The organism is Pseudomonas sp. B21-015 (assembly GCF_024749285.1).
Classification (GTDB): domain Bacteria; phylum Pseudomonadota; class Gammaproteobacteria; order Pseudomonadales; family Pseudomonadaceae; genus Aquipseudomonas.
This window is the reverse complement of the sequence record NZ_CP087196.1, coordinates 3,510,507-3,536,280: the sequence shown is the minus strand read 5'-3', so window position 1 is coordinate 3,536,280 and position 25,774 is coordinate 3,510,507. Positions and strand designations below refer to the sequence as shown.

Below are 25,774 nucleotides of genomic sequence, written 5' to 3'. Positions count from 1 at the left end.
GGGCGAGCAGCTCAGCGTGATTTGTGGCAAGGGTGCTTTTGTGGTGAGGGAGCTTGCTCCCGTTCGGCTGCGCAACAGTCGCAATGATTTTGGGGCCGCTTCGCAGCCCGGCGGGAGCAAGCTCCCTCGCCACAAGAAAAATCTTCGAGTCATTCAGACAAACACGATTTCATACGGCAACCGCATGCGCTCCAGAATCACCCGGGGCAACATCGGGGCGATGCCGATCGCCGGTTCGCCGTCGAGTTGGCTGGCGTAGGCGTAGGTGGCGTGGCTTTTGCGCGCGACGGTCCAGGTGTCGAGGCGCACCTTGCGCGCGCGATGCCAGGGGATCAGCCCGTGATCGCGCATCGGCCAGTGCCAGGCCCAGACCGGTACTTCGTTGAGCGTCGCACCGACCAGGGCCGCAGCCCGGGCGCTGGCCCGGCCGACAGCGTCGTGGTCAACATTGCCGTCTTCGCGCCAGGTGCTGAACACCACATCGCCGGGGCGCAGGTAGCGGACGATGAATTGGGTCAACTCTGACTCCCGCTCGGCCAGCGCATTGTCGGTGAAGCCGCCGCGAATCCACTTCAGGCTGTGCATCGGCAACCCGAGCCGGCGCAAGGCTTCGACGCTTTCCTGGGGGCGGAACACGCTCAGGCGTTTTTCCGACCACTGTCGCGAGCCTGGATGGCTGGCGCTACCGTCGGTGATCGAGATCAATTGCAGGGGATGACCGAGGACGCACAGCAGTTGCAGCAGGCCACCGCAGGTCACCACTTCATCGCCGGGATGCGGGGCGATCACCACCGCGCGGGCGCCGGCCGGGACCAGCGTTTCGGTGTTGATGACGGGAATGTTGTCCAGTTGCGCGGCGCTGTTCCAGATCTGCGCGGGCAAGCTGTTTTCGCTGATGGAAACTGTTTTCATAGGCGCTACGTCCTTGTTCAGTCTTGCCCTCAGTCATGCGCAATGCTTGCGGGGGAGCAAGCCTGGCAAACCCGTGAAGGCGGGGTAGATAGCAATGTGCAGCGCTCCGAACCCTGGATTGCCGCGGGCAGAGTATTGCCCATGAAACGCTATTCGTCGCCCCAGCCTTTGGTCTGATGCGGTTTTTTTAACCCTGGCTGTGTCGGGGTTCGCAAAAAATCAGCAAAACCCTGTGGGAGCGAGCCTGCTCGCGATAGCGGTCTGTCAGTCACATCAATGCTGCATGTGCCATCGCCTTCGCGAGCAGGCTCGCTCCCACAGGGATTGCCTCGTTTTCACTCTTCTTCCTCATGCTGCAATTCGAACAGCAGCAGCGAACGGCCGGTGACCGAGTATTGGCGACCGAATTCGAAGTGTTCCTGGCCTCGAATCGACGGTTGATTGGTATCGATCATGCAGGTCCAGAAACCGCCGTCAGGCACTTCCGGCAGCAGGAAATTGACGATGTCATGGTGGGCGTTGACCACCAGCAGCAGGGTCGCGTCGGCACCCTTGCGGCGAATGCCGGTTTCCTGGGCGCGGCCATCGAGCAGCATGCCCAGGCAGCGACCGTGGCCTTCCTCCCATTGCTCGTTGGACATTTCGCTGCCGTCCGGGGCCAGCCAGGTCACGTCCTTGACGCCGATGTCTTCGTTGTAATTGCCCACCAGGAAGCGCCCGCGCCGCAGGATCGGATAGGCCAGGCGCAATTTGATCAGGCGTTTGACGAACTTGAGCAGAGCCTTGCCGTCTTCGCTCAGGTCCCAATTGACCCAACCGATTTCGCTGTCCTGGCAATAAGCATTGTTGTTGCCTTCCTGGGTGCGGGCGAATTCGTCGCCGGCTACCAGCATCGGCGTGCCCTGGGACAGCAGCAGCGTGGCAAAGAAATTGCGCATCTGGCGCTGGCGCAGTTCATTGATCTCGGGATCGTCGGTCGGACCTTCGACGCCATGGTTCCAGGACAGGTTGTTGTTGCTGCCGTCCTGATTGTTCTCGTCGTTGGCTTCGTTGTGTTTGTCGTTGTACGACACCAGGTCGTTCAGGGTGAAACCGTCGTGGGCGGTGACGAAGTTCACCGAGGCATACGGTCGACGGCCACGCTGGTTGAACATCTCACCGGACGCGGTCATGCGGCTGGCGAAGTCGGCGAGTTGGCCGTCGTCGCCTTTCCAGAACGCGCGCACGGTGTCGCGGAATTTGTCATTCCACTCAACCCAACCCGGCGGAAAGTTGCCGACTTGATAGCCACCGGGGCCACAATCCCACGCTTCCGCAATCATTTTCACCTGGCGCAGCACCGGGTCCTGCCGGCAGGCCACGAGAAAGCTGTGACGCTCGTCGAAACCGTCGTGGTAGCGGCCGAGAATGGTCGCCAGGTCGAAGCGGAAGCCGTCCACGTGCATTTCCGTGGCCCAGTAACGCAGGGAGTCGGTGACCATTTGCAGCACGCACGGGTGGCTCAGGTCCAGGGTGTTGCCGGTGCCGGAATCGTTGATGTAGTAGCGCTTGTCGTCGGGTCTCAGGCGGTAGTAAGAGGCATTGTCGATGCCGCGCATGGACAGGGTCGGGCCTTGTTCGTTGCCCTCGGCGGTGTGGTTGTAGACCACGTCGAGGATCACTTCCAGATTGGCCTCGTGCAGGTGCGCGACCATCTCCTTGAACTCGGCGATCTTGCCGCTGGCCAGGTAGCGTGGGTCCGGGGCAAAGAAGGCGATGCTGTTGTAACCCCAGTAATTGGTCATGCCTTTGTGCAGCAGGTGCTGGTCATTGACGAAGGCATGAATCGGCAGCAATTCCACGGTCGACACACCGAGTTTGCGGATGTGTTCCAGCACGTCATCGACCATCAACCCGGCGAAGGTGCCGCGCAGGTTCTCGGGGACGGAGGGATGACGCATGCTGAAACCGCGTACGTGTGTCTCATAAATGATCGTCTTGTCCCACGGCACGCTGACCCGATGGTCGTGGCCCCAGGTGTGAGCCGGGTCGATCACTTTGCATTTGGGCACGAAGGGCGCGCTGTCCCGTTCATCGAAACTGAGGTCGGCATCAGGGTGGCCGATGGTGTAGCCGAACAACGCTTCGGACCATTTCAATCGACCGACCAATTGCTTGGCGTAGGGATCGATCAGCAGCTTGTTGGGGTTGAAACGATGACCGTTGGCCGGGTCATACGGACCGTACACGCGATAGCCGTAGATCAAGCCCGGGTGGGCATCGGGCAAGTAGCCGTGGTAGATCTCGTCGGTGTATTCCGGTAATTCGATACGTTCGAGTTCCACCTCGCCGGCATCGTCGAAGATGCACAGTTCGACCTTGGTCGCGTTAGCCGAAAACAGCGCGAAATTGACCCCCAGGCCATCCCAGGTCGCGCCTAGCGGGAAGGGCAAGCCTTCACGGATTCGCGAAGCCTCGGCACGAGGTTCGGGCGCGGTTTTCTTTGGACTGGTCATAGCTGCTCCTGCAACGTTTTTTTGAGGGCGAATGCGCTCTCGGTGGCGAGAGGGCTCGCCACGAAGTCAATCAGGACAAGGCCGTGAAGCGTCAGACCGCGGGCGGTTTACGCGCGGCGCGAGGCTTTTTTACGGTGGCTTTTTCGCCCGGCGGAGTCACTGCCGAAGCTGCGGCGGGTTTGGCTTTGGGCTTGGCACGGGCTTTGGGTGTGGCTTCGATGCCCTTGGCATTGACCAGTTTGCCGTCGGGCTTGCTGGCAACGGACTTGTTGCCGACACTTTTGCTGCCGGTCGCTTTCGCTGACTTGCCGGGCGCCAGTGCTTCGGCTTCGGCCAGCTTGCAGGCCATTTCCCAATGGCGTTTTTCCTGGCCTACGGGTTTGCCTTCGGATTCCCAGATTTGATAGGCAAATTCGCGGATGCGTTTATCGTCGGTACTCATCGCAATGCTCCTGAACTGAACTCAAGCTTGGGTCGTTTGGATAATGAGATTGACCGGGAAAGCCCCCAGCGCGGCGCTGACCATTAGTTCCCTGTGTTTTGTGACTGCGACGCTTGCAAAAAGTCCCTTCAGATTTTCTTCAGGGGCGGCGAATGGCAATTTGACTCGGGTATCGCCCCACAGGGGCGCATCAACCTGTGGATCGGCACTGTTTTCCAGCAGTTCGGCACAGCGTATCGGTACGATCACGATAGCCCGTTTTCCCTGGCATTCCCGCGCAAACGCCAGTACCCGGTGAGCCTGGCTGCCAATCACTTCAAGGGTTTGATAAGTCCCTTTTTGAAACAGCTCGACATGCTCGGCACGCAGGTTCAACACCTGGGCAACCAGGGCATGCTTGATGCGCCCGTCACGCCAGTTCGCCAACAGATCGGGCAGCTCCAACCGTTTGTGCATGGCCTGCTGGCGGCTGGCGTAATCCACCGGCCGACGGTTGTCCGGATCGACCAACGTAAAGTCCCAGAACTCGTTGCCCTGATAGAGGTCCGGTACCCCCGGCACGGTCATTCGCAGCAAGGTTTGCGCCAATCCATTCAGCGCGCCCGGTGCGGCAATGCTCTGCGCGGCCGCACCGATGGCCGCACGCAGTGGCTGGCCTTCGGGGCTCAGCAGCAGACGCTCGAGAAACCCGTGGGTCGCCTGTTCATACGCCTCGTTTGGCGCGCTCCAGCTGCTTTGCAACTTGGCTTCGCGCAGGGCTTTTTGTTGCCACTGCCAAATACGTTTGGCGTAGTCCTCGAGCGCCACTTGATCGTCACTGCGCAGTTCCAGTGGCCAACTGCCGAGGATCGCTTGATAGAGAATCAGCTCATCGCCCGCTGAGGGCGCGCCGGGGTCGGTGCGCAGTTCGCCGGCGAGGTTTCGCCAGTGTTCGACCTGTTCGGCATACCAGGCGCTGCGTTCGCTCAACACCGCCAGCCGCGCGCGGGTGTCTTCGCCGCGTTTGTGGTCGTGGGTCGCGGTGGCCAGCAGGTTGTCGGGGAATTCGGCGAGGCGATTGACGCAGGCAGCATGGAAGTCGGAAACCGGCGCACTGAACTGCTCGGTGTTGTAGCCGACATCGTTGCGCGACAGCAGCACCGCCGAGCGATAGAGCGCGGTGTCTTCCACCGCCTTGGCCGCCGCCGGTGAGGTCAGTTGCTGGAAGCGCACGCACGCATGCTTGAGCAGTTTGCGTGGGCGGCCCATTGGGTGTTTGCGCCAGGGTTGGCCACCGAGCCAGCCGGCCAGGCAGTCGAGCACCGGCCAGTCGGCTTCGCCAAGGGTTTGCCTTGCACCGTCCATGGCCTGCTGGAAAAACGCCTCGTCCTGAGCAAAGCGGCCCAAGGGGCTGATGTAAGTGCGGTACACCGGGAAGTGCACGATCAATTCCTGCAAGGCCCGACGGATCGCGCCGAGGGTCAGGTCCCGCGTCATCAGGTCGTCCCGGGCCACTTGCAACAGGGCGTGGGCGACACTTTCGAAATCCCCGGCCAACGAGCCGTTGAGAATCTGCTGGCGCGCCAGTTGCGCTTCCTGGCGGAAATCGGCGGGCCGTTCGCTGTGCCGGCTCCAGAGCTCACCCAGGGTCCGGGCGCCTTCGGGGTCGTGTTGCAGCAACGACAACTGGTTCATGAATTCGTAACCGGTGCTGCCATCGACGCACCAGTCGCGGTGCAGGGTTTCGCCTTCGCCGAGGATCTTCTCGACGTAGATCGGCAGGTGCCGCTGCGGCGACAGGCGATCGACCCTGCGCCGCAGTTTGCGGCAGTAACCGCGCGGGTCGGCGAGGCCGTCGATGTGGTCGATGCGCAGTCCGTCGACCAGGCCTTCGGCCACCAGCTCGAAGATTTTTGCATGGGTCGCTTCGAACACCGCTGGACGTTCGACGCGCAGGCCACCCAGTTCGTTGATATCGAAAAAGCGCCGCCAGTTGATATCGTCCGCCGCGGTGCGCCAACTGGCCAGGCGATAACTCTGGCGTTCCAGCAGCGTGTGCAGACGCTGGAAGCCCTCGGGGTTGAGCGAGTCGTAGGTGCCGAGCGTGCGCTGGATGGCGTGCAGAACGGCCGGATCGCTGGCCAGTTCCCGCAGCTCCATTTTCAGTGGAATCGCCAGACTGTAGGCGTCGGTCTGATAGCTCAAGGTACTGAAGCGGTCCGCCAGGGATTTGAGCCGCTCAGCCTGTTCGGCATTCAATTGATCATCCGTCTTGAGCAGTTCGCCGTAGTTCGTGGGGCAAATCGGGAAGTGATGTTCGTAGTGCTCGACATAAAAGGCACCGCGCCGGGCATCGAAGCGCAAGGGCAGGGTGCCGTTCTGCAAGGCGACGCCGTAATCGCTGCCCAGGAAGGGCAGCAGCAACTGGCCTTCCATCAACGGGTCGGGTGAGTGCCATTGAATGTCGAAGAACTCGCCGTGAGGGCTCAGTCGTCCCCATTCCAGCAAGTCGAGCCACCAGGGGTTATCGCCACCGCCGACGGCCATGTGGTTGGAGACGATGTCGAGGATCAGCCCCATGTGCTGTTCGCGCAACGCAGCGACCAAACGGCGCAAGGCAGCTTCGCCGCCCAGTTCAGGGTTGACCGTGGTCGGGTCCACCACGTCGTAGCCATGCATGGAGCCTGCGCGGGCGGCGAGCAGCGGCGAAGCGTAGACGTGGCTGATGCCCAGACTGGCAAAGTACGGCACCAGCGGGATCGCCTGATCCAGGGTGAAGTCTTTATGAAATTGCAGCCGCAGGGTCGCCCGCAGCGGTGGGTTGAGCGGTTGCTTCATTGGTCACGCTCGGCCGCCTGAAGTCGCGCGCAGGCGAGCAGTTCCAGGCGGCGGGCGGCGTCCGGATCATCGAGCAGGGCTTCGCTGTCGCCAGGTAGCCTGCGGGACCAGTTGGGATGGCTGTCGGTAGTGCCGGGCAGGTTGGCCTGCTGTTCGATACCCAGGGCATCTTCCAGCGGCAGCAACACCAGCGGCGCGCGGGTATGGCCGAGGAAGCGGACGCTGGCGTCGAGCACCTGATCGGTTTCATGGGACTCTTCGCGAAAATTCTGCGGGTCCTGGCTCAATACCCGACGCAAACCTTCGCGCTCGCGTTCGCGATGGTGGCGCCATTCGATTTCACCCGTGGCGTCGGTCAGGCCCAAGCGAGCGCTCCAATCGATATCGCGGCCATGCCACCAGCCATTGAGCGTCGGCAGGTCATGGGTACTGGTGGTTGCCAGGGCGTTGTCCGGCCAGTCGAGAATCGGCTTGAAGTGGGTGTTGTCCTGTTCGAACAGCAGCACGCGCATGCCGAGGATCGAGCGCGCGATGAGTTTTTCCCGCAGGCCATCGGGTACGGTGCCGAGGTCTTCGCCGAGCACGATGGCCTGATGCCGATGGGATTCGAGGGTCAGCAAGCGCAGCAGGTCGTCCACCGGGTAATAGAGGTAGGCGCCGTCGCTGGGCGGTGCGTCGTTGGGGATCACCCACAGTCGTTGCAGGCCCATGACATGATCGATGCGCAGGCCGCCGGCATGGGCGAAGTTGGCCCGCAGCATTTCGATGAACGCGCGAAAGCCGTTGCGCACCAGGCCTTCGGGGGAAAACGCGGAAATGCCCCAGCCCTGGCCCGCGCGGTTGAGGATGTCCGGTGGTGCACCCACGGTCAGGGAGGCGAGTAATTCGTCCTGGCGACTCCAGGCCTGGCTGCCGCCGCCGTCGGCGCCCACCGCGAGGTCGGCGATCAGGCCGATGCCCATGCCGGCACTGCGGGCGGCACTCTGGGCGCGCTCCAGGCTGCGGGCAATCAGCCATTGGCAGAACGCGTAGTAACCGATGCGGGACGAGTTTTCTTCGGCAAAATGCGCAAGAGCGGTGCTGCGCGGGTCACGCCATTGCTCGGGCCACGCGCGCCAGTCGAGGTTTTCACCGCGCTGCGCACGGGCTTCCTGAATCGCTTCGAAGCGGCAATGATTTTCCAGCGCTTCGCCGCCGGCATGGCGGAAACTGCTGAAGTCGGCATGCAAGGGGTGTTCGCCGTGGGTGAACCCTTCGTACAAGGCTTCGAGCAAGCGGTGCTTGGCTTCGGCGGCGGTGGGCCAGTCGATCAGCGGCAGTGCTTCGAGGTGCTTGAGCTCAGCGCCAAGGCCGGTGGCGTCGATCGCGGTGCGCAGGGCGCGTTCACCGAGAATGGCACCGGGCGCCGCGTACAGGCTATTGAGGAACAAACGGCTGGATGGCGAGTAAGGGCTGTAACGCTGGGTGTCGCCGCTGAACATCGCGTGCAGCGGGCTGATCGCCAACGCTTCGGCGCCCCGTTCGCCGGCCACCCGGGCCAGATCTTCGAGGGCCTGGGTATCGCCGAAACCGCCATCGCCGGGACGGCGCAGCGAGTACAACTGCACACTCAGGCCCCAGGCACGCGGGTTTTGACTGTCAACGGCGTCGCCGACGCTGTAGCAGCGCTCGGGCGCCACCGCGAGGGTGAAGGATTGATCGCCGATGCTGACGTGCTGATAACCCACCGGCACCAGCCCGGGCAAAACAGCGTTGTCATCCAGCTTCAGGTTGATCCGTGAGCCGTCTTCCAGATGAATTTCACATGGGGTTTGCGGTGCGAAGTAGTGGGCCAGATTAAGGCCGACGCCCACGTCGCAGGTCAGCAGCGGCGGCAGGTGCCGGGTTTGTTGCACCTGCTGCAGTTGCAGCAGGCTGGCGTCGATTTCCTCGGCGGTGTCGGCGGGGTGGCCAAGCCCGGCCAGCACTGAGCGCAGCACCGCCGGGGCGACTTTTTGTGGGCGGCCATTGGCGTCGATCCAGTCGACGGCCAGGCCTGCTCGGCCGGCCAGTATTTCCAGTTGTGCATCGCTCATGGGCGCTCTCCATCCGGGGGTAGCAAAGGGGCTGCGGCCGTGAGGCTGACGAGCGCGCAATGCGGGGCAAGTGTGCCCTGATCCAACAGGTCGGCCGATTGCGGCGGGTATTCGAACAGCCGCGTCGCGTTGGCCTGTGGGGTGTGGACCACGGGCGCGTCGCTGAGGTTCAGGTCAATGCGCAGCTGACTGCCATTGCCCAGCCGCCAGCGTGCCGTCACCGCGCCCTCGGCCAGTACCTGCGCACCCAGGGCCTGGGCGCCCGGCAGGTGCGGGATGATGTGCTGATGGCGGATCTGCAACAGTTGGCGATACAGGGCGTAAACCGGCGATTGCCGGGTGGCGGTCAGCTTCGGCCGCGAGACTTCGAAGGTCTGCGTCGCGTTGGGGTCGGGTATTTGCTCGCGCTTGTGCGGGTCGGCAAAGGCACTGAAGGCCGCGAACTCATTGCGTCGTCCTTCGCGCACCAACTCCGCCAGTTCACCGTGGTGGCTGGTGAAGAACAGGAACGGTTGCTCGGCGGCGAACTCATCGCCCATGAACATCAGCGGAATCATCGGCGACAACAGCAGCAACACGGTGGCGGCGTAGAGGGCATCAGGCCGGGCCAGTTGATGCAGGCGCTCACCAAAGGCGCGGTTGCCGATCTGGTCGTGGTTTTGCAGAAACAGCACGAAGGCCGTGGGCGGCAAGTGACCGCTCGGCTCACCGCGTGGCGTACCGTGGCGGGTGATATGGCCCTGAAATACGAAACCCTGGCTCAGGCAGCGGGCGAGTTGTTCGGTGGGGTTTTCGGCGTAGTCGGCGTAATAGGCGTCGGTTTCACCGGTGAGCAAAACGTGCAGGGCGTTATGGCCGTCGTCATTCCACTGCGCGTCGAAACCTTGCTCCAGCAGGCTGGCCTGGTTGTGCTCGTTTTCCGCCATGAGCCACACGTGCCGCGCCGTGTCGGTTTGCTGGCGAACCCGTTGCGCCAGTTCCTGAAGGAAGTCCGGGTCTTCGATGGCGTGCACCGCGTCCAGACGCAGGCCGTCGAAGCGGTACTCCCGCAACCACATCAGCGCGTTGTCGATGAAGAAGTCGCGCACCTCGCGCCGCCGGAAGTCGATGGCCGCGCCCCACGGGGTGTGCTGGTCTTCGCGGAAAAAGCCTTGGGCGTAGCGATGCAGGTAATTGCCGTCCGGGCCGAAGTGGTTGTAGACCACGTCGAGAATCACCGCCAGGCCATGACCATGGGCCGTGTCGATCAGGTGTTTGAGTTGTTCGGGGGAGCCGTAGGAGGCCTGAGGCGCGTAAAGTAAAACCCCGTCATAGCCCCAATTGCGCTCGCCGGGAAACTGCGCCAGCGGCATCAGTTCGATGGCAGTAATGCCCAGCTCGGCCAGGCGCGCCAGATGTTGCTCGACCTCGCTGAACCCCCCGAGTGCACCGACGTGCAGCTCGTAGATCACCGCCTCATTCCATGGCCGGCCCTGCCAGGTGCTTTGTTGCCACCGATAAGCGAGGGGGTCGACCACCACGCTGTGGCTGCCGATGTCGCCCGCCTGGGCGCGGGAGGCTGGGTCCGGCACCGTAAGCTCGCCATCGATGTTGTAGCGGTAACGGGTTCCTGCGGGGCAGCGGGTATTGATCACAAACCAGCCATCGGCCTGAGGCAGCAGCGGCAGGGATTGTCCGTTTTCCAGTTCAAGACTGACGTAAAACGCATCTGGCGCCCACAAGGCAAAACGCGTGTGCTCTGCGTCCAGCATGATTGCGCCGTGGGGCCAGGTCTCAAGGGTCCGTAACGGCATCGTTGAAAACCTCTTACTGTTTGCCCGATTTGCCCAGCGCTTTAGCCACCAGTTGTTCATAGAGTTCGGCGTAGGGTTCGACCGCCTTGCACCAGTTGAAGGGCGCCGCCATGGCCCGGCAGCGCATGGCGTTGAGCAGGCCCGGGAAGGCGAACACCTTGAACGCGCGGCTCAGGGCTTCGCGATAGCTCTCCACGGTGGATTCGTCGAAAAGGAAACCGGTCACGCCGTTTTCAATGGTGTCGGCCAGGCCACCGGTATTGCGCGCCACCGGCAATGAACCGAAACGCTGGGCGTACATCTGGCTCAGGCCGCAAGGTTCGTAACGCGAAGGCATCAGCAGGAAGTCACTGCCGGCGAACATCCGGCGGGCGTCGGTTTCATTGAAGCCGATGTGCACGCCGATTTGCCCGGGGACGCGCAACGCCAGCTCACGCATGGCTTGTTCTTCTTCCGGTTCGCCACGGCCGATGATCGCGATTTGCCCGCCATTGGCGACGATGTATTCGGCCACCGCTTCGGTCAGGTCCAGGCCTTTCTGGTAGACCAGCCGCGAGACCACGGCGAACAGCGGACCTTCGGAGTCTTCCAGGCCGAACAGTCGGCGAACGTGCGTCGCGTTGATCGCTTTGCCGTCCCAATCGCCGATGCCGAAAGGGTGGAACAGGTGCGGATCGGTAGCGGCGTCCCAGCTTTCATCGATGCCATTGGGAATCCCGCTGAGCAGACCTTGCTGGGTCTTGGCGGCGAGAAAGCCGTCGAGGCCGCAGCCGAAGGCCGGCGTGGTGATTTCCTGGGCATAGGTGGCGCTGACGGTGGTGATGTGGCTCGAATAGGCCATGCCGGCCTTGAGAAACGACATCTTGCCGTAAAACTCCATGCCTTCCTGTTGCAAGGCATGCAGGGGGATACCGAGTTCCGGGCACGAGCCGAGGCTGGTCACGCCCTGGTACGCCAGGTTGTGGATGGTGAACAGGGTCGGGGTGCGTTGCCCGCGCCAGTGCATATAAGCGGGCGCGAGGCCGGCAGGCCAGTCGTGGGCGTGCACCAGGTCGGGGCACCAGTGAATTTGTGCGAGGTTGGCGGCGATATCGGCTGCGGCGAGGCCCAGCCGGGCGAAACGAATATGGTTGTCCGGCCAGTCGCGGCCGTTGTTGGCGCCGTAGGGCGAACCTTCGCGCTGGTACAGTTCAGGGCAGATCAACACGTAAATGACCAGGCCGTCGGGCATGTCCATGCGCCCGATCTTGCAGGGCGGCAACGCGGCGTGCCCGCCCAGTTCACCGATGATATGAATCGGATTTTCGCTGTTCAGCACTTGCGGGTAACCGGGGATCAACACCCGGACGTCGTGCAAGTGAGCCATGGCTCGTGGCAGCGCGGCGGAAACGTCGCCCAGGCCACCGGTCTTCACCAGATCGGCAATCTCCGAGGTGACGAACAGGACTTTCTTCTTGTTGGGATTTTGACTGGCTACCGGTGCCAGCGTCTTGGTGACGGGTACGCTGACCGATTTGGCGGTAAGAGCCTCCACGGCGTTCGTTTCGCCGACCTGCTGATGAGCACGCTCTCCCTGAATATCTAACGCCGTACTGATCATATGGATCTCCCCGTGTTGTTGATCTAATTCCAGGCCGGGCACCAACGGTGTTCGTGGCCAAATCCGTGACCGGGCGCAAACGCGCTACGCATCGGTGAGCAAACGCTGCCCATGCGCTGAAGCAGAATGGGTGGAGTGGCTGTTGCAAGGAATGCACCAGTCGCTGTGGCCCTACCTTTAACCTGACCCGAAGCCGGCATCAAAAGTTTCTATTTTTTTCACCGAATGACCGGCCGGTTTTACCCCGCGAAAATGAGTCTAGGCCAGAACCTAGAGCGGGGCTCGTCAACTGGGGAGATTGTTCGACAATCGGTTGAGAGAAGATGCAAGCACAGGGCTTTGCGGGGAAGCGCACCGACGAAGGGCAGGTTTGTTTTTGGGTGTGGGTCAAATCGGCACCGGGAAGTCACCGAAATGGGCGCGGTGAAACAGGTGTTTGCACCATTGCAGTGCGCAGGGTGCAGGAAGTGGTGGTGGGTTTGAGGGCCTCATCGCGAGCAGGCTCGCTCCCACATTTGCTCTGCACCGAACACAAAACCCCTGTGGGAGCGAGCCTGCTCGCGAAGAACGATAACGCGGTCTTAGTTCAGAGTCCGAACCGGCGCCCCGGCCACCCAGGCTTGAATGTCCTCGATCATCTGCGAAAAAAACAGTTGGTAGTTCTGCCGGCTGACATACCCGACATGAGGTGTGGCCAACACATTGTCCAGCGTTCTAAAGGGATGATGGCGGGGCAACGGCTCGTGTTCGAACACGTCCAGCGCAGCGCCCGCCAGGCGTTTTTTCTGCAGCGCCTTGATCAGCGCCGACTCATCGACAATTGGCCCGCGCGCAGTATTGACCAGCCATGCCGTGGGTTTCATCCAGTCCAGTGCCTGAGCGTCCACCAGCCCTCGGCTGCGGTCGCTGAGCACCAGATGGACCGACAACACATCGGCTTGCTCGAACAGTTCCTGCTTGCTGACGTAGGTCACGTCGACTTCGGCAGCCCGTTCGGCGGTCAGGTTTTCGCTCCAGGCAATTACCCGCATGCCGAACACCTGACCGAACCGGGCGACCCGTTGACCGATGCTGCCCAGGCCGAGGATCCCCAGCGTCTTGCCTTGCAGGTCACCGCCCAGGCCTTGTTGCCAAAAACCTGCGCGCAAGGCATTGGCTTCATTCACCAGGTTGCGGGTCGCGGCCATGATCAGCGCCCAGGTCAGTTCGGGCGCGGCGTGTTTGTAACTGTCGGTGCCGCAGACCTGGATACCCAGCGCGGCAGCCGCTTTCAGGTCCAGGGCGGCGTTGCGCATGCCGCCGGTCACCAGCAGTTTGAGTGTGGGCAAGCGGCGCAGCAGGTCTTCGTCGAACCGGGTGCGCTCGCGCATCACGCAGATCACCTCGAATGCGCCCAGACGCTCGGCCAGGGTTTCGTTGTCGGCGGGGTAGTCATGGATAAAACTCACCTCCCCGATGGTGTCCAGCACCGACCAGTCCACCACGTCGCGAGCTACGCCCTGCCAGTCATCGATCACCGCAATTTTCACCGCCATCAGCCTTACCTCATCAACGAACGGGATTGGTTTTGTTCAGCCAGTCGAGCAACGCCTGATGGAACTTCGCCGGTTCCTCCATCTGCGGCGCGTGGCCAAGGCCCGGGAATTCAATCAGGGTCGACTGCGGGATCAGCTTCGCCACATGCTTGCCGAGTACGTCGTAATGACCGATTTTCGCCTTGACCTCGGGCGGAGCGATGTCCTTGTTGATGGCTGTGGTGTCGCAGGTGCCGATCAGCAGCAGGGTCGGCACTTTCAGGTCCTTGAACTCGTAGTACACCGGTTGTGTGAAGATCATGTCGTAAATCAGTGCCGAGTTCCACGCCACCGCTGTATTGCCCGGTCCTTTGGCCAGGCCTGCGTACATGTCCACCCAGCGGTCAAACTCGGGCTTCCAGCGGCCATCGTAATAGGTGGTGCGTTGGTAGTCGTGGATACCTTGCGCGGTCACGTTCAGCTCGCGCTCATACCATTGATCAACCGTGCGATACGGCACGCCGAGGGTTTTCCAGTCTTCCAGGCCGCGTTCAACCCATCCAGCCCAGCGTGGCCAGGGCCAGCACACCATAGCGGGCGCCCTTGGCGAGGGTCACGATCACCAGGAAACGCCCCAGCGGTTCGCGCATGACACCGGCCACCAGCGTCAGTGGGTCGCCAATGATGGGCACCCAGCTCAGCAGCAAGGACCAATGACCGTAGCGCTGATAGTGCTTTTGGGCTTGCTGGAGGTGGCGAGGCCTGACTGGAAACCAGCGTCGGTCGCGGAACCGCTCGATGCCGCGCCCCAGCCACCAGTTCAGCAGCGAGCCCAGCACGTTGCCCAGCGTTGCCACTGCCAGCAGCGACCAGAGCCCATACTGGCCGCTGAGCAACAGCCCCACCAACACCGCTTCGGACTGCAAGGGCAGCAGGGTCGCGGCACCGAACGCCGCGAGAAACAGCCCGATGTAGGCACCCAACATCAATGGGCAGGGTAGTCCGCCACCACCACGTCAGTGCCGTCCTTTTTCAGGCCGATCACCTGGTAGGCATCACTCATGCCGTCCATTTCCATGCCGGGCGAGCCCATGGGCATGCCGGGGGCGGCAACCCCCAACAGATCGTCACGCTTGCTCAAGGCCAGCACTTGTTCGGCCGGTACATGGCCTTCGACGAATTTGCCGTTGATCAAGCCGGTGTGGCAGGACGCGAGGCGAGGCGGAACGCCGTGTTGTTGTTTGAATTGGCTCATGTCGGCTTCGACATGATCTTCAACCTTGAAGCCGTTGGCTTCCAGATGGCTGACCCATTTCTTGCAGCAGCCACAGTTGGCATCGCGGTGAACTTCGATGGGGATCAAGTCGGCGGCCTGGGCCAGGGAGGAAATGAACAGGGCGCTCAGGGCGGCCAGACGCAGGTGGGTTCGCATGGGGATTTCGTCTCGGGTTGCGGCCAAAAAAGATGCATTTTGACCCTTTTCAGCCGAGAGGAGATACGAGATTGTTTCCGGGTAATACAGCCTTGAGTAAACCCTTGTGGGGCGGGCTTGCTCGCGAAAGCGGTGTGTCAGGCGACATCAATGTTGGCTGTGCCGCCGTCTTCGCGAGCAAGCCCGCTCCCGCAGGTTCCGCATCGCCAGCCCCCTCACCACAGGGCCGGGGACCACTTATCGGTCGAGCAACTTCATGACCTCTTCCGGATAGCGCAAGCCTGCGGTGGCATTCGCCGGGAATATTGCCTCCAGAGCGTGCAATTCTTCGCGACTCAGCTTCACGTCCAGCGCGGCGACATTTTCTTCCAGGTATTTACGCTGTTTGGTCCCCGGAATCGGGATCAGGTGGTCGCCTTGGGCCAGCACCCACGCCAGTGCCAGTTGGCCGGCAGTCACGCCTTTTTCTGCGGCCAGGCCCTGCACTTGTTGCACCAGCAACAGATTTTTCGCGAAGTTTTCCCCTTGAAAACGCGGGCTGAAACGACGGTAGTCGTCCGCCGCGAAATCATCCGGACTTTTCAGTGCCCCGGTGAGAAAACCCCGACCCAAAGGGCTGTATGGGACGAAGGCGATGCCCAGGCGCTGGCACGCGGCCAGGCAACCGTTCTCCTCCTGATCGCGGCTCCACAGCGAATATTCACTTTGCAGTGCGCTGATCGGATGAACCTTGTTCGCTCGCTCCAGCGTGACGACCGATGCTTCACTCAACCCCAGGTAACGCACCTTGCCGGCCTTCACCAGCTCTGCCATCGCGCCGACGGTTTCCTCGATGGCCACCCGCGGATCGATGCGGTGTTGGTAATACAAATCCAGGGTTTCCACGCCGAGGCGCTTGAGGGTGCCGTCAATCGCCTCGCGAATGTATTCCGGTCGACCGTTGACGCCCCGTGCACCGGGGTTGGACGGGTCACGGACAATGCCGAACTTGCTGGCCAGAAACACCTGGTCACGCTTGCCGGCAATGGCCTTGCCGATCAGCTCTTCGTTGGTATGTGGGCCGTACATGTCTGCCGTATCGAGCAGGTTGATCCCCAGTTCCAGCGCGCGGTGCAACGTTGCCGTGGCTTCGCGGGTGTCCACGCCCGTGGTGTAGAAATCGGTCATGCCCATGCAGCCCAGTCCGATCGCGCTCACTTGCGGACCGTTTTTGCCCAGTTGACGTGTTTGCATGACATCAGCTCCCTGTGAATTGAAATCCCATTGTTGACCTCGACAGAAACAAGATAAACCGGCTAAAACTGCTATCACTATTTGCATTTTCTAAATAATCAGCCGGTAAGCCAAAGCAATGGACCGTTTCAACGCCATGCGTGTGTTCACCCGAATCGTCGAACTGGGCGGCTTTGCCAAAGCGGCGGACAGCCTGCAATTGCCCCGGGCGTCGGTGACCATTCTGATCAAGCAACTTGAGGCGCATCTGGGCGTGCAGCTGCTGCAACGCACCACCCGGCAGATCAGCCTGACGCTCGATGGCGCCGCCTATTACCCGCGTTGCGTACGGTTGCTGGCGGATCTGGATGAGACCGAGGCCGTATTTTCCGCTGCTCGTCACAACCCCAAAGGTCTGCTGCGAGTGGATATGCCGGCGGGGGTGGGGCGTTTGATCGTGATCCCGGCATTGCCGCAATTCACAGCCCGGTATCCCTTGATCGAGCTGGAGATCGGTTTGAATGACCGGCCTGTGGATCTGATTCGCGAAGGCGTCGATTGCGTGTTGCGGGGGGGCTCGCCCCTTGACGACTCACTGGTGGCGCGGCCGCTGGTCACGCTGGATCAAGTCACCTGTGCCAGCCCGGAATACTTGCAGCGTCTCGGGACGCCGCTGTGTCTGGAGGATCTGAAGGATCACCAGATGGTGGAATACTTTTCCAATAGCACTGGCAAACGCTACGGACTGGAATTTGTAGTCGATGACCAGCGGCGGCTGATCGACTTGCCCAAGCACGTTTCGGTCAACAGCACCGATGGTTATCTGGCGGCGTGTGAGGCGGGATATGGTTTGGTCCAGGCTCCGTACTATCACGTTGCCCGCCAGTTGAAGGAGGGGCGCTTGGTCGAGGTCCTGAAGGATGTGCCGCCACCAGGTATGCCGCTGACGGCGCTCTATCCTCCTCACCGGCAGTTGTCCCGGCGGGTGCGAGTATTCGTCGACTGGATGGTGGAGCTCTGCACGCAGTCGGCTAATGGTTTTTATAGAAAGGACTCAAGCGGCTGAGCGCACTGCATTCAGTGCTTTGGCGCTACTGTGTGTGCTCGTGGTATTGGCGTTCAGCTGTAAGTTGTCATGTAACTGTTGCATGTGTGGGCAGTGCAGGTTGAGGGATCGAGACTGGGCACCTCGATGAAACAGGGCGAACCAGCCATTGTCGCCCGGCATGGGCATCAGGCCGGTGAAGGCGAAGCCCAGCGCCGAAAATCTGCGCAGATCCCGGGCGAAGTACCGGGACAGTTCGAGTCTGGCCGAGAGCAGCCAGTGACTGGGCAGTCGCCAGAGCTGCTCGAGCAAGTGTCTGTTCAAGCGCTGAATCACAATGTCGTACCGATGTTGGTGTTGCTTGATTTGCAAGGGCATCGCCGGTGGTGACGCCTTGTCCTGATGGGTTCCGAACACCGAGCACAGGTGCTGCATAAACGTCCGGCAGCTTTCGGGCCAAGGGATGTCGGGGAGAGGACGGGTGTGTCCGTCGATCATGTGACAGCCCATCACAATGGTTTCCGGCAGTGGTTCAGCGAATGGCGAAGGGACGTAGTCAGGAAGCAGTCCTGTACTGTAGAAGCCGATTTTTTCTGCCATGCGTTGAGTGTAGGGGTGGTGGGTCACTTGCTTGATCGAGACGCTCTTGAGCCCCAGAGCACCTGACTGCCTCAGTAACTCGCGGCTCAGACGGGTTGCGAGACTCTGTCCCTGGGCGGCGGGATGCACCACGCTGAGGGCCAGCTCCGCGGTATTCGAAGGCGTTTCGAGTCGCAACGCGGCATGCCCGAGGACGCGGGCGTCGTCCACGGCCAGCATCGATTGCCAGCGACCCTCGGCGTTGTGCTGGCTGATCATGGCCGGCAAGTAGACATCTGGCTGAGCGTAATGATCGCCGTAGACTTCTCGGAACAACCGGCTCACCGCACCGGCGTCGGAGGGACGGTAGGCGCGAACTATCAACCGGGTCATCACGCGAACTCCAGTGGGGGAACGTCATACACTCGCAAATCCAGCACCCGCAGTTGTTTGCCCGAGCGAGGATGAAGCTCCAGGTCTGTGGTTGCGCAGGGCAGTACCCGCAACTCCAGCAGACCTTCGTGGCTCAGGTCGTCGATGGCGGGGTAGCGGGCAAGCAGCGCTTCACACAATGCGCGACGCACCGGCTCGACGGTTTGTAACTGAGGTTCGGGCACCCACTTCACGCTCAACAGATCCTTGGGGCCGGCCTGTTCGATCAGCAATTGCCATTGCTCGCTGTGCGCTACACGCTGAACGATCTCGTGTATTTCTTCGGTGAACAGCGACAGCACACCTACTCGTATTCGTTGACTGTGAGCGCTACGTCCCTTGAGGGCGAATTTACGCCTCGGGGTTGCGGTCGGTTCACGCCAACAGGCACGGTCGCCCACCGGATAGCGCAGCAGCGGCATGAGCCGGCGTGTCAGGTTGGTCAGTACCAACAACCCGGTGCGATCGCATTCTTCAATCACTTCACCGGTGTGTTCATCGACGATTTCCAGCAGGGTTTGCTGTTCGAATACCCGATGCTCGCCCAATGCACAGTCGCGATCGCTGGCGCCTATGAGCCCGGCGTCTACGCTGGCATAGCCAATGGAGGCGATGCGGGCGTTGGGGAACACTTCGCCGAGGATTGCCAGCTGCGGGGCAAACAGGCTTTCGCCGCCATACAGCAGCGTCTCGACCCCAAATAACACCCGCCGATGCTGCGCCAGGTAGGCCGCGAATCGCAGTAACTGTGCCGGCACTCCGGCCAGAACGTTGATCTGGTGTCGTGCGATGGCATCTGCCAGTACGTCCAGCTCGACGTCTCCGGTAAACGGAAACTCACAGATGGATTGCCCGACATGGGCCAGGGCGTCGTGAATAAACAGAAAACTGGCGTAGAGATCCCCTGAAAAGAACAGATTGGCGATCCGGTCACCCTTGTTCAGTTGAGAGGAGAGACTGCTTCCGAAGGTACTGACCAGTGTTTGCCATTCCTCGTAGGAGTAAACCGCAAGCTTGCCCTGACTGGTCGAACCTCCGGTTTTAAACACCAGCGCATCGTCGACGTTTGCGGTCAGAACCGGCCAATGACCCAAATCGTTGCTGCCGGCCCAATAGTCGGCCGCATGGGTTAATGGTAAGTTTTTTAAAGTAAAACCTTCCGTGGGCAAATGTTTCAGGTGTTTGCCGTAAAAGTTTGAGTGTTGTCGTACATGACGAACTAGTTGTTCAAACAAGCAGGTTGATTTCACTGGGGTCTCTTTTTTATATCAGGCATCTTGATTAAAAGAACATAGCTAACGTTGTTTGTTTTTATTTTCGTCGGTCGATAACTAATGGATTTTTTCCGCTGTGTTTGTTTCGGGTGAATGAGTGTTCGGCGCACGCTGTCACTTCCACAACTAAAAGTGCAGAACTCACCGCATTCGCCAAGGCTTCGTGAGTCAGCAGCCTTTCGTGTACCCAGGCGGGGTCCGCATCCGCTAGAACGCGCATTCGTTCGATCCCGTCGGCGGTGTGGTCCAGAACAATTTGAATCGGTATTGCCACGCTGTGTTCCAGCGCCGAAGGGGAAATGAATTCCGTGCCAATCCGCACCAGTTTGCCGTGCCGTTGCAGCAGTTCGAATCGTGGCGTCTCCAGTCCGCACGGGCAGGCTCCAGGTATCCAGCGCCCGGTGTCGCCGATGTCATATCGGTGCACGTGCTGACCTTGCCGGGCGCGGGACGTAAACAGCAGGCGGCCGATCTCATTGGCCTGCACCGGCACATCCTGTTCGAGCTGAACGATTTCCAGATGCTGGGTTTCGCACATCAAGTGAAACACGCCGTCCGCCGTTGCCCGACAGGCATGCCCCAGGGGGCCTGCATCGACGGAGCCATAAAGGGCAGAGCGAATCGTCGACACCCCACAGCTTTCCATCAGACGCCGGCTGGCCTCTCCCGGATGCTCGCCGCCAAGGAATACTTTGCCGATACCGGCATAGGCGTGAAGTCGGGCCTGCTCTTTGAGGAACAAGCGATGCAGCGTACTGGGCATGCCGATCAGCACGTTGACACGCTGCTCCACGATCAGTCGGGCGACTTCGCTAAAGTCATCGTCCTGGGGCGCGCCCATGGGCAAATGCACAACGTCCATCTGCTCGAGAATGTTTGAAAAACTGAAAAAACCACCATAGAGGTTGCCGCCGTAGAACAGGTTCATCACCCGGTCCTGTGACGGATCGAGCCCGACGCAGAACATGCCATCCGCTGCGGCACGCATTTGCCGTTGAAAGTCGCGATAGCTGAAACCGGCCAGGGCCGGGGTCCCGCTACTACCGCCGGAGCGGAAGTACAGCTGTGCTTCTGGGCCGATTGGCTGGGTCGTGAAGGCGTTTTTGTCCATGATCGGGCCATGGGCCCTGTCGGGGGCAGACGGAACCGGGTCGAGCGTTGCACGGCCCGTCAAGACATCCGGGGGCAAACTCACCGATAGACGGCGACTCAGGCGCGACAGTGCGTAGACGCCATCGTGGGGCTCACCGGCGTAGCCGTCATGGATCGACTCGCAAGGCGCAATGCGGCTGACGCCGGCATTGACCAATGTTCGAACGAGCGCGGGGGTTTCTGCCAAGGGGCACATCAACGCGCAGCTTTGCAGGACAGCGCGCCAGGGCTGCAGCGTTTCGGTGAGCAGAGACCGCGGCACTGGTTTGAGCAGAATCGTACGAAACAGCGGCGACGGCGCGAGCGTCTGGTGATGCTCCCAGATGACACGCCATCCGGGACCGGCCCACACCTGACCGGTCTGATGGTTGAAGCATTGATCGAGCTGCGCCATGGCAGTGCGAGTGGTGATTTCCGAAGCTTCCTGGTCTGTCGGCACCAACGCCGGCCAGTGGAGGGCGCGGCGTTTGAACGCTTCGGCCAGACGTTCTCCCAGGTCGCGCAGGACCACCGGATCGTTGCTGTCCACCAGTACCCATTGAGGGCTGGAGCACGCTTGTTGATCCAGAAGGCAGACTTCATCCGCCAACGCGTCGAGCGCCGAAGGGGTCGCCGCGTCAGGTGACAGATAGGCGAAGCTGACCTTGTGACCCCAATCGATCCAGCGACAGCCGGCCGGGATTTGCTGACGGATCGCTTTAAGCGCCGTTTCTGCGCCCCAGGCGGATACCCCGTCGGCCTTGGCGCAGAGTTGAGCGATGCAAGAGGTGTTCACCGGCAGAACCGCTACGAATTCGGCCAGTCTGCCGCTGGTGTCGCACCGCGCAAGCGCGGCGAGCAACCGCGCGGTCAAACCCTGATCGCTGGAGCTGGGGCGAAGCCAGTTGATGTTGCCGGCCAACAGGCTTTCGAGGATCGCGCAGAACGCCAGCATCGGCGCATTGCCCGGGGTGATATGCACCACCAGCCCCAACGGATGCCAGCTTTCGAAGCTCGGCTGGCGGTAATCGATGCGTCGCAGCGAACGCGGTTGCTGGCCCAGTTCCCGCTCAAGTTTAGTGCTCAGGTTGCTGCGTTGGCAGAAATCGATGAGCCCCTGGTATTGATCATCGTCGAGGGACAGATCCAGGCTACGAGTTTGCAACTGCGTGGCAAAGTGAGCGGCGGACTCGATGACGGTGTCGCTATCGATCGGTGAAGAAAGCAGTCGAGGCAATGATTTCCGAAGGAGTTCCAGGGCGCTTTCCGGGGTGACGTCGTCACGCAACTGGCCATTGATCAGGTACATATCAAACGCCTCCGATCAGTTCAGAAGCGGCCATGGCACAGCTGCGACTGGTGGTGGTGCCGGCACGTCCATGCAACTCGAACCAATCGGTCGTCAGGCCGCATCCGCAACTTGTGCCGGGGTGCAATGACGCCAGATCGCCCATGACCACAGCATGGGCAGGGCTGGACGAAATGTACGGTGAGACGAACTCCAGCAAGCCACGCTGGCCGTATGGCTGGACCGTGAAACAGGATGGGTTGCGCACGAAAACCTTCGAGTAAATCGGTACATGAAAATGATGGTGGGCACACTGGATATAGGGCACGGCATGCTCTACGGCGCCGTAACCGTCCCGACAGCGGGACAGGTCGATACCCAATTGCCGGTTGATTCGGGCATACAACCGATGCAGGGGAATTTCCTGTGCTGCCTGGGTTTTCCAGCCACCCCCCAGAAACACCAGTGACTGGGCAGGCAACTGCAAATCGGCCACACAGGTGTCCTCCATGCGTTGAAGCGCATGGGAAAGGAACGCCGGAAAACCGAGAATGCGAACGGGCAATCCTTCTTCGGCAAACTCCTGCAAGGCACGAATCACACCGAAAAGGTCGAATTCGTGGCCTTTGCCGGTGACGCGCAAGCCGTACACGACTCGGTTGACGGGGGCATAGCTGCAAAGAAACTGATCGGTGTAGGCCGTTCCCAACGTGATGGCAGACTCGGGCTCGTAGCTCAGCAGGAGGTAATTGCAGGGGCTGTCCGGGGTATCCCAGCCGTAATGCCGGAAAATGTGGCTTACCATGCCTTGTGCCGCGGCCATGCTGCGATGATCGTAGCGCATGCGACTCTTCTGGCCGCTGGTGCCGGACGATGTCAGCTCCAGCGCGTCTTCGCCTGTAGGGCCGAACACCAAGTGACGTTTGAAGTAATTGGCAAAAATCGGTGGCAGCCTTGACCAGTCATCCAGTGTTTCCAGGGCGTGGGCATCGAGATCATTGGCGTTCAGCCAGCGTTCGTATCCAGGCGTGTGATGGCAATGAAACAGGCTGATTTCGCCCATGGCCCGGTCGAACAGGCCTTCCGGCACGGAGTCCAGACAATAGGGTTGCGTTAACGCGCAAAGCGCATCGGTGTGGGGTAGATGGATCATCAAAAGACCTATTGGGTGGTGTCAGACGGCCAGCGCGATGTGAGAGCGCCGCAGAAACAGTCGCAAGGGCAACAGGCACAAGAGCCCCATGAGACCGGCCATCAGGGCGAAGGCTTCAAGGCTGTCAGCGGCACCCAGTGCCGCGAGAATCGAGCCGCCACTACCCATGACGGCGATGGAGAGCATGCCGATCATGGCCGAGACCAGGCCTTTGCTGTCGTCGCTGGAAAACAGGGCAAGCCGGTACAGCGCGGCATTGCTCATGCCAAGACCGATGGCATATATCGACAGGCCACTGATCAGCAGTACCGTTGAAGCGCCGGTGAACGTGATGGCGACCAAGGCAATGAGCCCGCCGCAAAATGGCCAGAGCGCGTATCGGATCAGTTGGGGCAGTTCAGTGTTGGCAATCAATCGGTTGAGTATCAGATTGCCGAGAATGACGGCCGCAAATACCGGGATTTGCCACAGGCCATACTGCAGAGGAGAAAGCCCCTGGCTCTGGATCAGCAAGAGTGGCGCCAAGCCGATCCAGGCAATCAACGGCAGGCTCATGAGTCCCAGGGCGACGGCAGCGCTCAGGAATGGCGTGTTGGTGAGCAAAGCGGCGTATCGGCGCACGGTGCCGCCCCATTCAAAGGGCACAGCAGCCAATTGTTGACCGTCATGGCGCAAGGTGCCCACGGTTTCCGGCATGAACAGGTAAAGCCCGAGCCAGACCGTCGCGCCGCCGACACCCAACACTAAAAACAACTCCCGCCAGGAAAGCCATTCCAGTGCCAGGCTGCCGAGCAGGGGGCCGAGCAGCGGGGAGAGCAGCGCAACGTTCCCCAGCAACGCCATGATTTTTACCGCGTCGGCTTCGCAGAAAACTTCTTGCAGGGCTGGATAACTGACAGCGATGACGAATCCCAACCCCATGCCCTGAATCAGGCGCAAGCCGTTGAAGGCAAGGATGCTCTGCACATGGAACGCTGAGGCACAGGCCAGAGAGAACACCGCACAACCGATGAGCAGCATCGTGCGACGACCGAAGTGATCGGACAGCGGACCGATAAGCCATTGCAGAAGAATGCCGCCAATCAAGTAAAGATTGAAGGCATAAGGAACGTGGTTCGGGGTGGCATCCAGTTGATGGGTTACAGTCAACATGGCCGGCATGATCATATCGCTGGCCATATAAGTCAGAAGTTCGAAAAGAGTGATTGCAAGACAAAACCCAAGTAATCGAGGCGGGCTTATATCTATCAAAGGCTTGTGCATGACGTTCCTGTTGGTGCTGGAAGTTTGATAAGGCAGCAGGCCAAGAGTAGTCATGGTTCATGAATAATTTCATGGGCTTATTTGAGGCTAAAAGTTTCCATATCTTTCGTTATGTGTCTGGCTGGAAGTTTAGGGAAAAAAAGAGTGGGGCTTTGTAAATAAAATTACAGTCGAATAAGAATAGTCCTATAAGCAAAATGCCCGTTATAGAGCAGGCATTTGTACACGGCTTGTAGGATAAGTTCTTCGGCGAGTGGTAAGTTTTTCACTCGTAAAGAAAGTAATTTAACGTTAACGATGCTGATAGTAGCCCGGTCCGCCACGGTCATAATGGTGGCCGCCATGCCAGCCGCCGTGGGGGAAAATGATGCAGCCACTCAAGGTCAGGAGCGCAAGCAGGGGAATCAGCAGTGTGATTCGACGGAGCATTTTCAAAATCCTCATGGTTATCGCCGCAATGAAGTCAAAACTCTTCATCGGCTGTAACATGAGACCCCGTTTGCAGCCCCTCATTCCCACGCAACGGTAGAGGCTTGGTAAGCAGCCGGATGCAAACCGGATACATTTTTTGGTTCAGGAACCCGCAATGACCCAGTCGCAACGTTTGAAATACTCGATTCTGATCTCCCTGGTGGTACTGGGGATCATGTTCGGCCTCTCCTGGCTGCAAAACGCAGGGATCATCACAGAGAAGCTGTTCCAGTACATCGCCATTGGCGTGGCGGTGGTCGTGGTGGTCATCAATGGCGTGATGCGTCGCAAGGTCAAGCCTTGAGCGACGCCCCCCGGCCGGATGGCTCGCTATAAAGGACGGCGGCAGCCTGTGGATGCAGGCTGTAGCTTTTGTCTGGGTTGAGGGTAATCACGCCTTCACCGCACAAGCGTTTCAACACTTCGCGGACACTGAGAAAGGACAGGGGAATGTCCAGGTCCAGCAAGTGGCTGTGCACGCCGCGCACGCCCAGGCTGCGGTCGCTTTCGGCGGCGGTCAGCAAGGCGTCGATGACTTTCAGGCGAATCAGGCTGGTTCGCAGGCCAAAGCTTTTGAGCAGAAACCTGATCCGTTCGTTGCCGTGGCGTTCGGTCTGTTGATTGAAAACGCCGGAACCCATCGAGGTGTTCTTTGGCGCATGGCTACCGTCCGTTGGCAGTTGCGGGTTGTACATGCAAAAACTCCTTTTCAGAGCCTGATCAGGACAATGTGATGGATGCTCTTAACCAATAAGACGAACGAGCAGGGAAATAATGAAGAACCGTATGTAGAAAATTTGTCGCCGTTACGTCAGCAACCCGTGAGATGGGCGTGGGGCGACCTGA

The 25,774-nt window shown here is 60.5% G+C and carries 20 protein-coding genes and 1 pseudogene; 2 read left to right on the top strand and 19 right to left on the bottom strand.

What is annotated here, in order from left to right; translation table 11 throughout:
• Positions 1-153: 153 nt before the first annotated feature.
• The 12 genes and pseudogenes from LOY38_RS15660 to LOY38_RS15605 all read right to left on the bottom strand — a co-directional run bounded on the left by LOY38_RS15660 (position 154) and on the right by LOY38_RS15605 (position 16,313).
• Positions 154-912, bottom strand: coding sequence for a PIG-L deacetylase family protein (locus LOY38_RS15660; RefSeq protein WP_258696004.1), 759 nt, complete (start codon positions 910-912; stop codon positions 154-156).
• Between the two features lie 335 nt (positions 913-1,247).
• Positions 1,248-3,407: a glycogen debranching protein GlgX gene (gene glgX, locus LOY38_RS15655; protein ID WP_258696003.1), complete on the bottom strand. Its 2,160-nt coding sequence runs from the start codon at positions 3,405-3,407 to the stop codon at positions 1,248-1,250.
• A gap of 91 nt (positions 3,408-3,498) precedes the next feature.
• Positions 3,499-3,849 (bottom strand): DUF2934 domain-containing protein, encoded by a 351-nt coding sequence (locus LOY38_RS15650; protein ID WP_258696002.1) that lies wholly within the window; start codon positions 3,847-3,849, stop codon positions 3,499-3,501.
• 21 nt (positions 3,850-3,870) lie between these two features.
• Positions 3,871-6,666: a malto-oligosyltrehalose synthase gene (locus LOY38_RS15645; RefSeq protein WP_258696001.1), complete on the bottom strand. Its 2,796-nt coding sequence runs from the start codon at positions 6,664-6,666 to the stop codon at positions 3,871-3,873.
• Positions 6,663-8,741 carry a 4-alpha-glucanotransferase gene (gene malQ, locus LOY38_RS15640; protein ID WP_258696000.1) on the bottom strand — a complete coding sequence of 693 codons (2,079 nt, stop codon included), beginning with the start codon at positions 8,739-8,741 and terminating at the stop codon, positions 6,663-6,665. The genes LOY38_RS15645 and malQ overlap by 4 nt, the downstream gene beginning before the upstream one ends.
• Complete coding sequence (gene treZ, locus LOY38_RS15635; RefSeq protein ID WP_258695999.1) at positions 8,738-10,534, bottom strand: malto-oligosyltrehalose trehalohydrolase; 1,797 nt, start codon at positions 10,532-10,534, stop codon at positions 8,738-8,740. The genes malQ and treZ overlap by 4 nt, the downstream gene beginning before the upstream one ends.
• A gap of 13 nt (positions 10,535-10,547) precedes the next feature.
• Entirely contained in the window at positions 10,548-12,134 is a 1,587-nt protein-coding gene (gene glgA, locus LOY38_RS15630; protein ID WP_258695998.1) for a glycogen synthase GlgA, read from the bottom strand.
• Between the two features lie 581 nt (positions 12,135-12,715).
• Complete coding sequence (locus LOY38_RS15625) at positions 12,716-13,669, bottom strand: D-2-hydroxyacid dehydrogenase family protein (RefSeq protein WP_258695997.1); 954 nt, start codon at positions 13,667-13,669, stop codon at positions 12,716-12,718.
• Between the two features lie 13 nt (positions 13,670-13,682).
• Positions 13,683-14,195, bottom strand: a pseudogene (locus LOY38_RS15620) (alpha/beta fold hydrolase); the annotation flags it as partial.
• 4 nt (positions 14,196-14,199) lie between these two features.
• A complete protein-coding gene (locus LOY38_RS15615; RefSeq protein ID WP_258695996.1) occupies positions 14,200-14,634 on the bottom strand; it encodes a YqaA family protein in 435 nt (144 codons plus the stop codon).
• Positions 14,634-15,080 carry a DUF411 domain-containing protein gene (locus tag LOY38_RS15610; RefSeq protein ID WP_258695995.1) on the bottom strand — a complete coding sequence of 149 codons (447 nt, stop codon included), beginning with the start codon at positions 15,078-15,080 and terminating at the stop codon, positions 14,634-14,636. The genes LOY38_RS15615 and LOY38_RS15610 overlap by 1 nt, the downstream gene beginning before the upstream one ends.
• Positions 15,081-15,317: 237 nt before the next feature.
• Positions 15,318-16,313 carry an aldo/keto reductase gene (locus LOY38_RS15605; RefSeq protein WP_258695994.1) on the bottom strand — a complete coding sequence of 332 codons (996 nt, stop codon included), beginning with the start codon at positions 16,311-16,313 and terminating at the stop codon, positions 15,318-15,320.
• Between the two features lie 118 nt (positions 16,314-16,431).
• On the opposite strand from LOY38_RS15605, the gene LOY38_RS15600 reads away from it, so the two are divergent.
• Positions 16,432-17,358: a LysR family transcriptional regulator gene (locus tag LOY38_RS15600; protein ID WP_258695993.1), complete on the top strand. Its 927-nt coding sequence runs from the start codon at positions 16,432-16,434 to the stop codon at positions 17,356-17,358.
• On the opposite strand, the gene LOY38_RS15595 is transcribed toward LOY38_RS15600, so the two are convergent.
• The 6 genes from LOY38_RS15595 to LOY38_RS15570 all read right to left on the bottom strand — a co-directional run bounded on the left by LOY38_RS15595 (position 17,347) and on the right by LOY38_RS15570 (position 24,886).
• Positions 17,347-18,309: a GNAT family N-acetyltransferase gene (locus LOY38_RS15595; RefSeq protein ID WP_258695992.1), complete on the bottom strand. Its 963-nt coding sequence runs from the start codon at positions 18,307-18,309 to the stop codon at positions 17,347-17,349. The two genes, LOY38_RS15600 and LOY38_RS15595, sit on opposite strands and share 12 nt — an antisense overlap.
• The gene (locus LOY38_RS15590) at positions 18,309-19,598 is read right to left on the bottom strand and encodes a phenylacetate--CoA ligase family protein (RefSeq protein ID WP_408980517.1); all 1,290 of its coding nucleotides are present in this window, start codon (positions 19,596-19,598) and stop codon (positions 18,309-18,311) included. The genes LOY38_RS15595 and LOY38_RS15590 overlap by 1 nt, the downstream gene beginning before the upstream one ends.
• A 61-nt stretch (positions 19,599-19,659) precedes the next feature.
• Positions 19,660-22,062, bottom strand: coding sequence for an aldehyde dehydrogenase family protein (locus LOY38_RS15585; protein ID WP_258695991.1), 2,403 nt, complete (start codon positions 22,060-22,062; stop codon positions 19,660-19,662).
• Position 22,063: 1 nt separating this feature from the next.
• Entirely contained in the window at positions 22,064-23,194 is a 1,131-nt protein-coding gene (locus LOY38_RS15580; RefSeq protein WP_258695990.1) for an acyl-protein synthase, read from the bottom strand.
• Between the two features lie 21 nt (positions 23,195-23,215).
• Positions 23,216-24,457 carry an MFS transporter gene (locus tag LOY38_RS15575; RefSeq protein WP_258695989.1) on the bottom strand — a complete coding sequence of 414 codons (1,242 nt, stop codon included), beginning with the start codon at positions 24,455-24,457 and terminating at the stop codon, positions 23,216-23,218.
• A 291-nt stretch (positions 24,458-24,748) separates the two neighbouring features.
• Positions 24,749-24,886: a hypothetical protein gene (locus LOY38_RS15570; protein ID WP_258695988.1), complete on the bottom strand. Its 138-nt coding sequence runs from the start codon at positions 24,884-24,886 to the stop codon at positions 24,749-24,751.
• 157 nt (positions 24,887-25,043) lie between these two features.
• Here LOY38_RS15570 and LOY38_RS15565 point away from each other — a divergent pair, with 157 nt between their 5' ends.
• Entirely contained in the window at positions 25,044-25,232 is a 189-nt protein-coding gene (locus LOY38_RS15565; RefSeq protein WP_223486845.1) for a hypothetical protein, read from the top strand.
• Here the strand turns inward: LOY38_RS15565 and LOY38_RS15560 are convergent.
• Entirely contained in the window at positions 25,222-25,623 is a 402-nt protein-coding gene (locus LOY38_RS15560; protein WP_258695987.1) for a fe2+ zn2+ uptake regulation protein, read from the bottom strand. The two genes, LOY38_RS15565 and LOY38_RS15560, sit on opposite strands and share 11 nt — an antisense overlap.
• Positions 25,624-25,774 lie beyond the last annotated feature (151 nt).

Coding starts and splice junctions, on each gene's coding strand:
- LOY38_RS15660 (WP_258696004.1), bottom strand. CDS start 912: ATGAAAACAGTTTCCATCAGCGAAAACAGCTTGCCCGCGCAGATCTGG.
- glgX (WP_258696003.1), bottom strand. CDS start 3,407: ATGACCAGTCCAAAGAAAACCGCGCCCGAACCTCGTGCCGAGGCTTCG.
- LOY38_RS15650 (WP_258696002.1), bottom strand. CDS start 3,849: ATGAGTACCGACGATAAACGCATCCGCGAATTTGCCTATCAAATCTGG.
- LOY38_RS15645 (WP_258696001.1), bottom strand. CDS start 6,666: ATGAAGCAACCGCTCAACCCACCGCTGCGGGCGACCCTGCGGCTGCAA.
- malQ (WP_258696000.1), bottom strand. CDS start 8,741: ATGAGCGATGCACAACTGGAAATACTGGCCGGCCGAGCAGGCCTGGCC.
- treZ (WP_258695999.1), bottom strand. CDS start 10,534: ATGCCGTTACGGACCCTTGAGACCTGGCCCCACGGCGCAATCATGCTG.
- glgA (WP_258695998.1), bottom strand. CDS start 12,134: ATGATCAGTACGGCGTTAGATATTCAGGGAGAGCGTGCTCATCAGCAG.
- LOY38_RS15625 (WP_258695997.1), bottom strand. CDS start 13,669: ATGGCGGTGAAAATTGCGGTGATCGATGACTGGCAGGGCGTAGCTCGC.
- LOY38_RS15615 (WP_258695996.1), bottom strand. CDS start 14,634: ATGTTGGGTGCCTACATCGGGCTGTTTCTCGCGGCGTTCGGTGCCGCG.
- LOY38_RS15610 (WP_258695995.1), bottom strand. CDS start 15,080: ATGCGAACCCACCTGCGTCTGGCCGCCCTGAGCGCCCTGTTCATTTCC.
- LOY38_RS15605 (WP_258695994.1), bottom strand. CDS start 16,313: ATGCAAACACGTCAACTGGGCAAAAACGGTCCGCAAGTGAGCGCGATC.
- LOY38_RS15600 (WP_258695993.1), top strand. CDS start 16,432: ATGGACCGTTTCAACGCCATGCGTGTGTTCACCCGAATCGTCGAACTG.
- LOY38_RS15595 (WP_258695992.1), bottom strand. CDS start 18,309: ATGACCCGGTTGATAGTTCGCGCCTACCGTCCCTCCGACGCCGGTGCG.
- LOY38_RS15585 (WP_258695991.1), bottom strand. CDS start 22,062: ATGTACCTGATCAATGGCCAGTTGCGTGACGACGTCACCCCGGAAAGC.
- LOY38_RS15580 (WP_258695990.1), bottom strand. CDS start 23,194: ATGATCCATCTACCCCACACCGATGCGCTTTGCGCGTTAACGCAACCC.
- LOY38_RS15575 (WP_258695989.1), bottom strand. CDS start 24,457: ATGCACAAGCCTTTGATAGATATAAGCCCGCCTCGATTACTTGGGTTT.
- LOY38_RS15570 (WP_258695988.1), bottom strand. CDS start 24,886: ATGCTCCGTCGAATCACACTGCTGATTCCCCTGCTTGCGCTCCTGACC.
- LOY38_RS15565 (WP_223486845.1), top strand. CDS start 25,044: ATGACCCAGTCGCAACGTTTGAAATACTCGATTCTGATCTCCCTGGTG.
- LOY38_RS15560 (WP_258695987.1), bottom strand. CDS start 25,623: ATGTACAACCCGCAACTGCCAACGGACGGTAGCCATGCGCCAAAGAAC.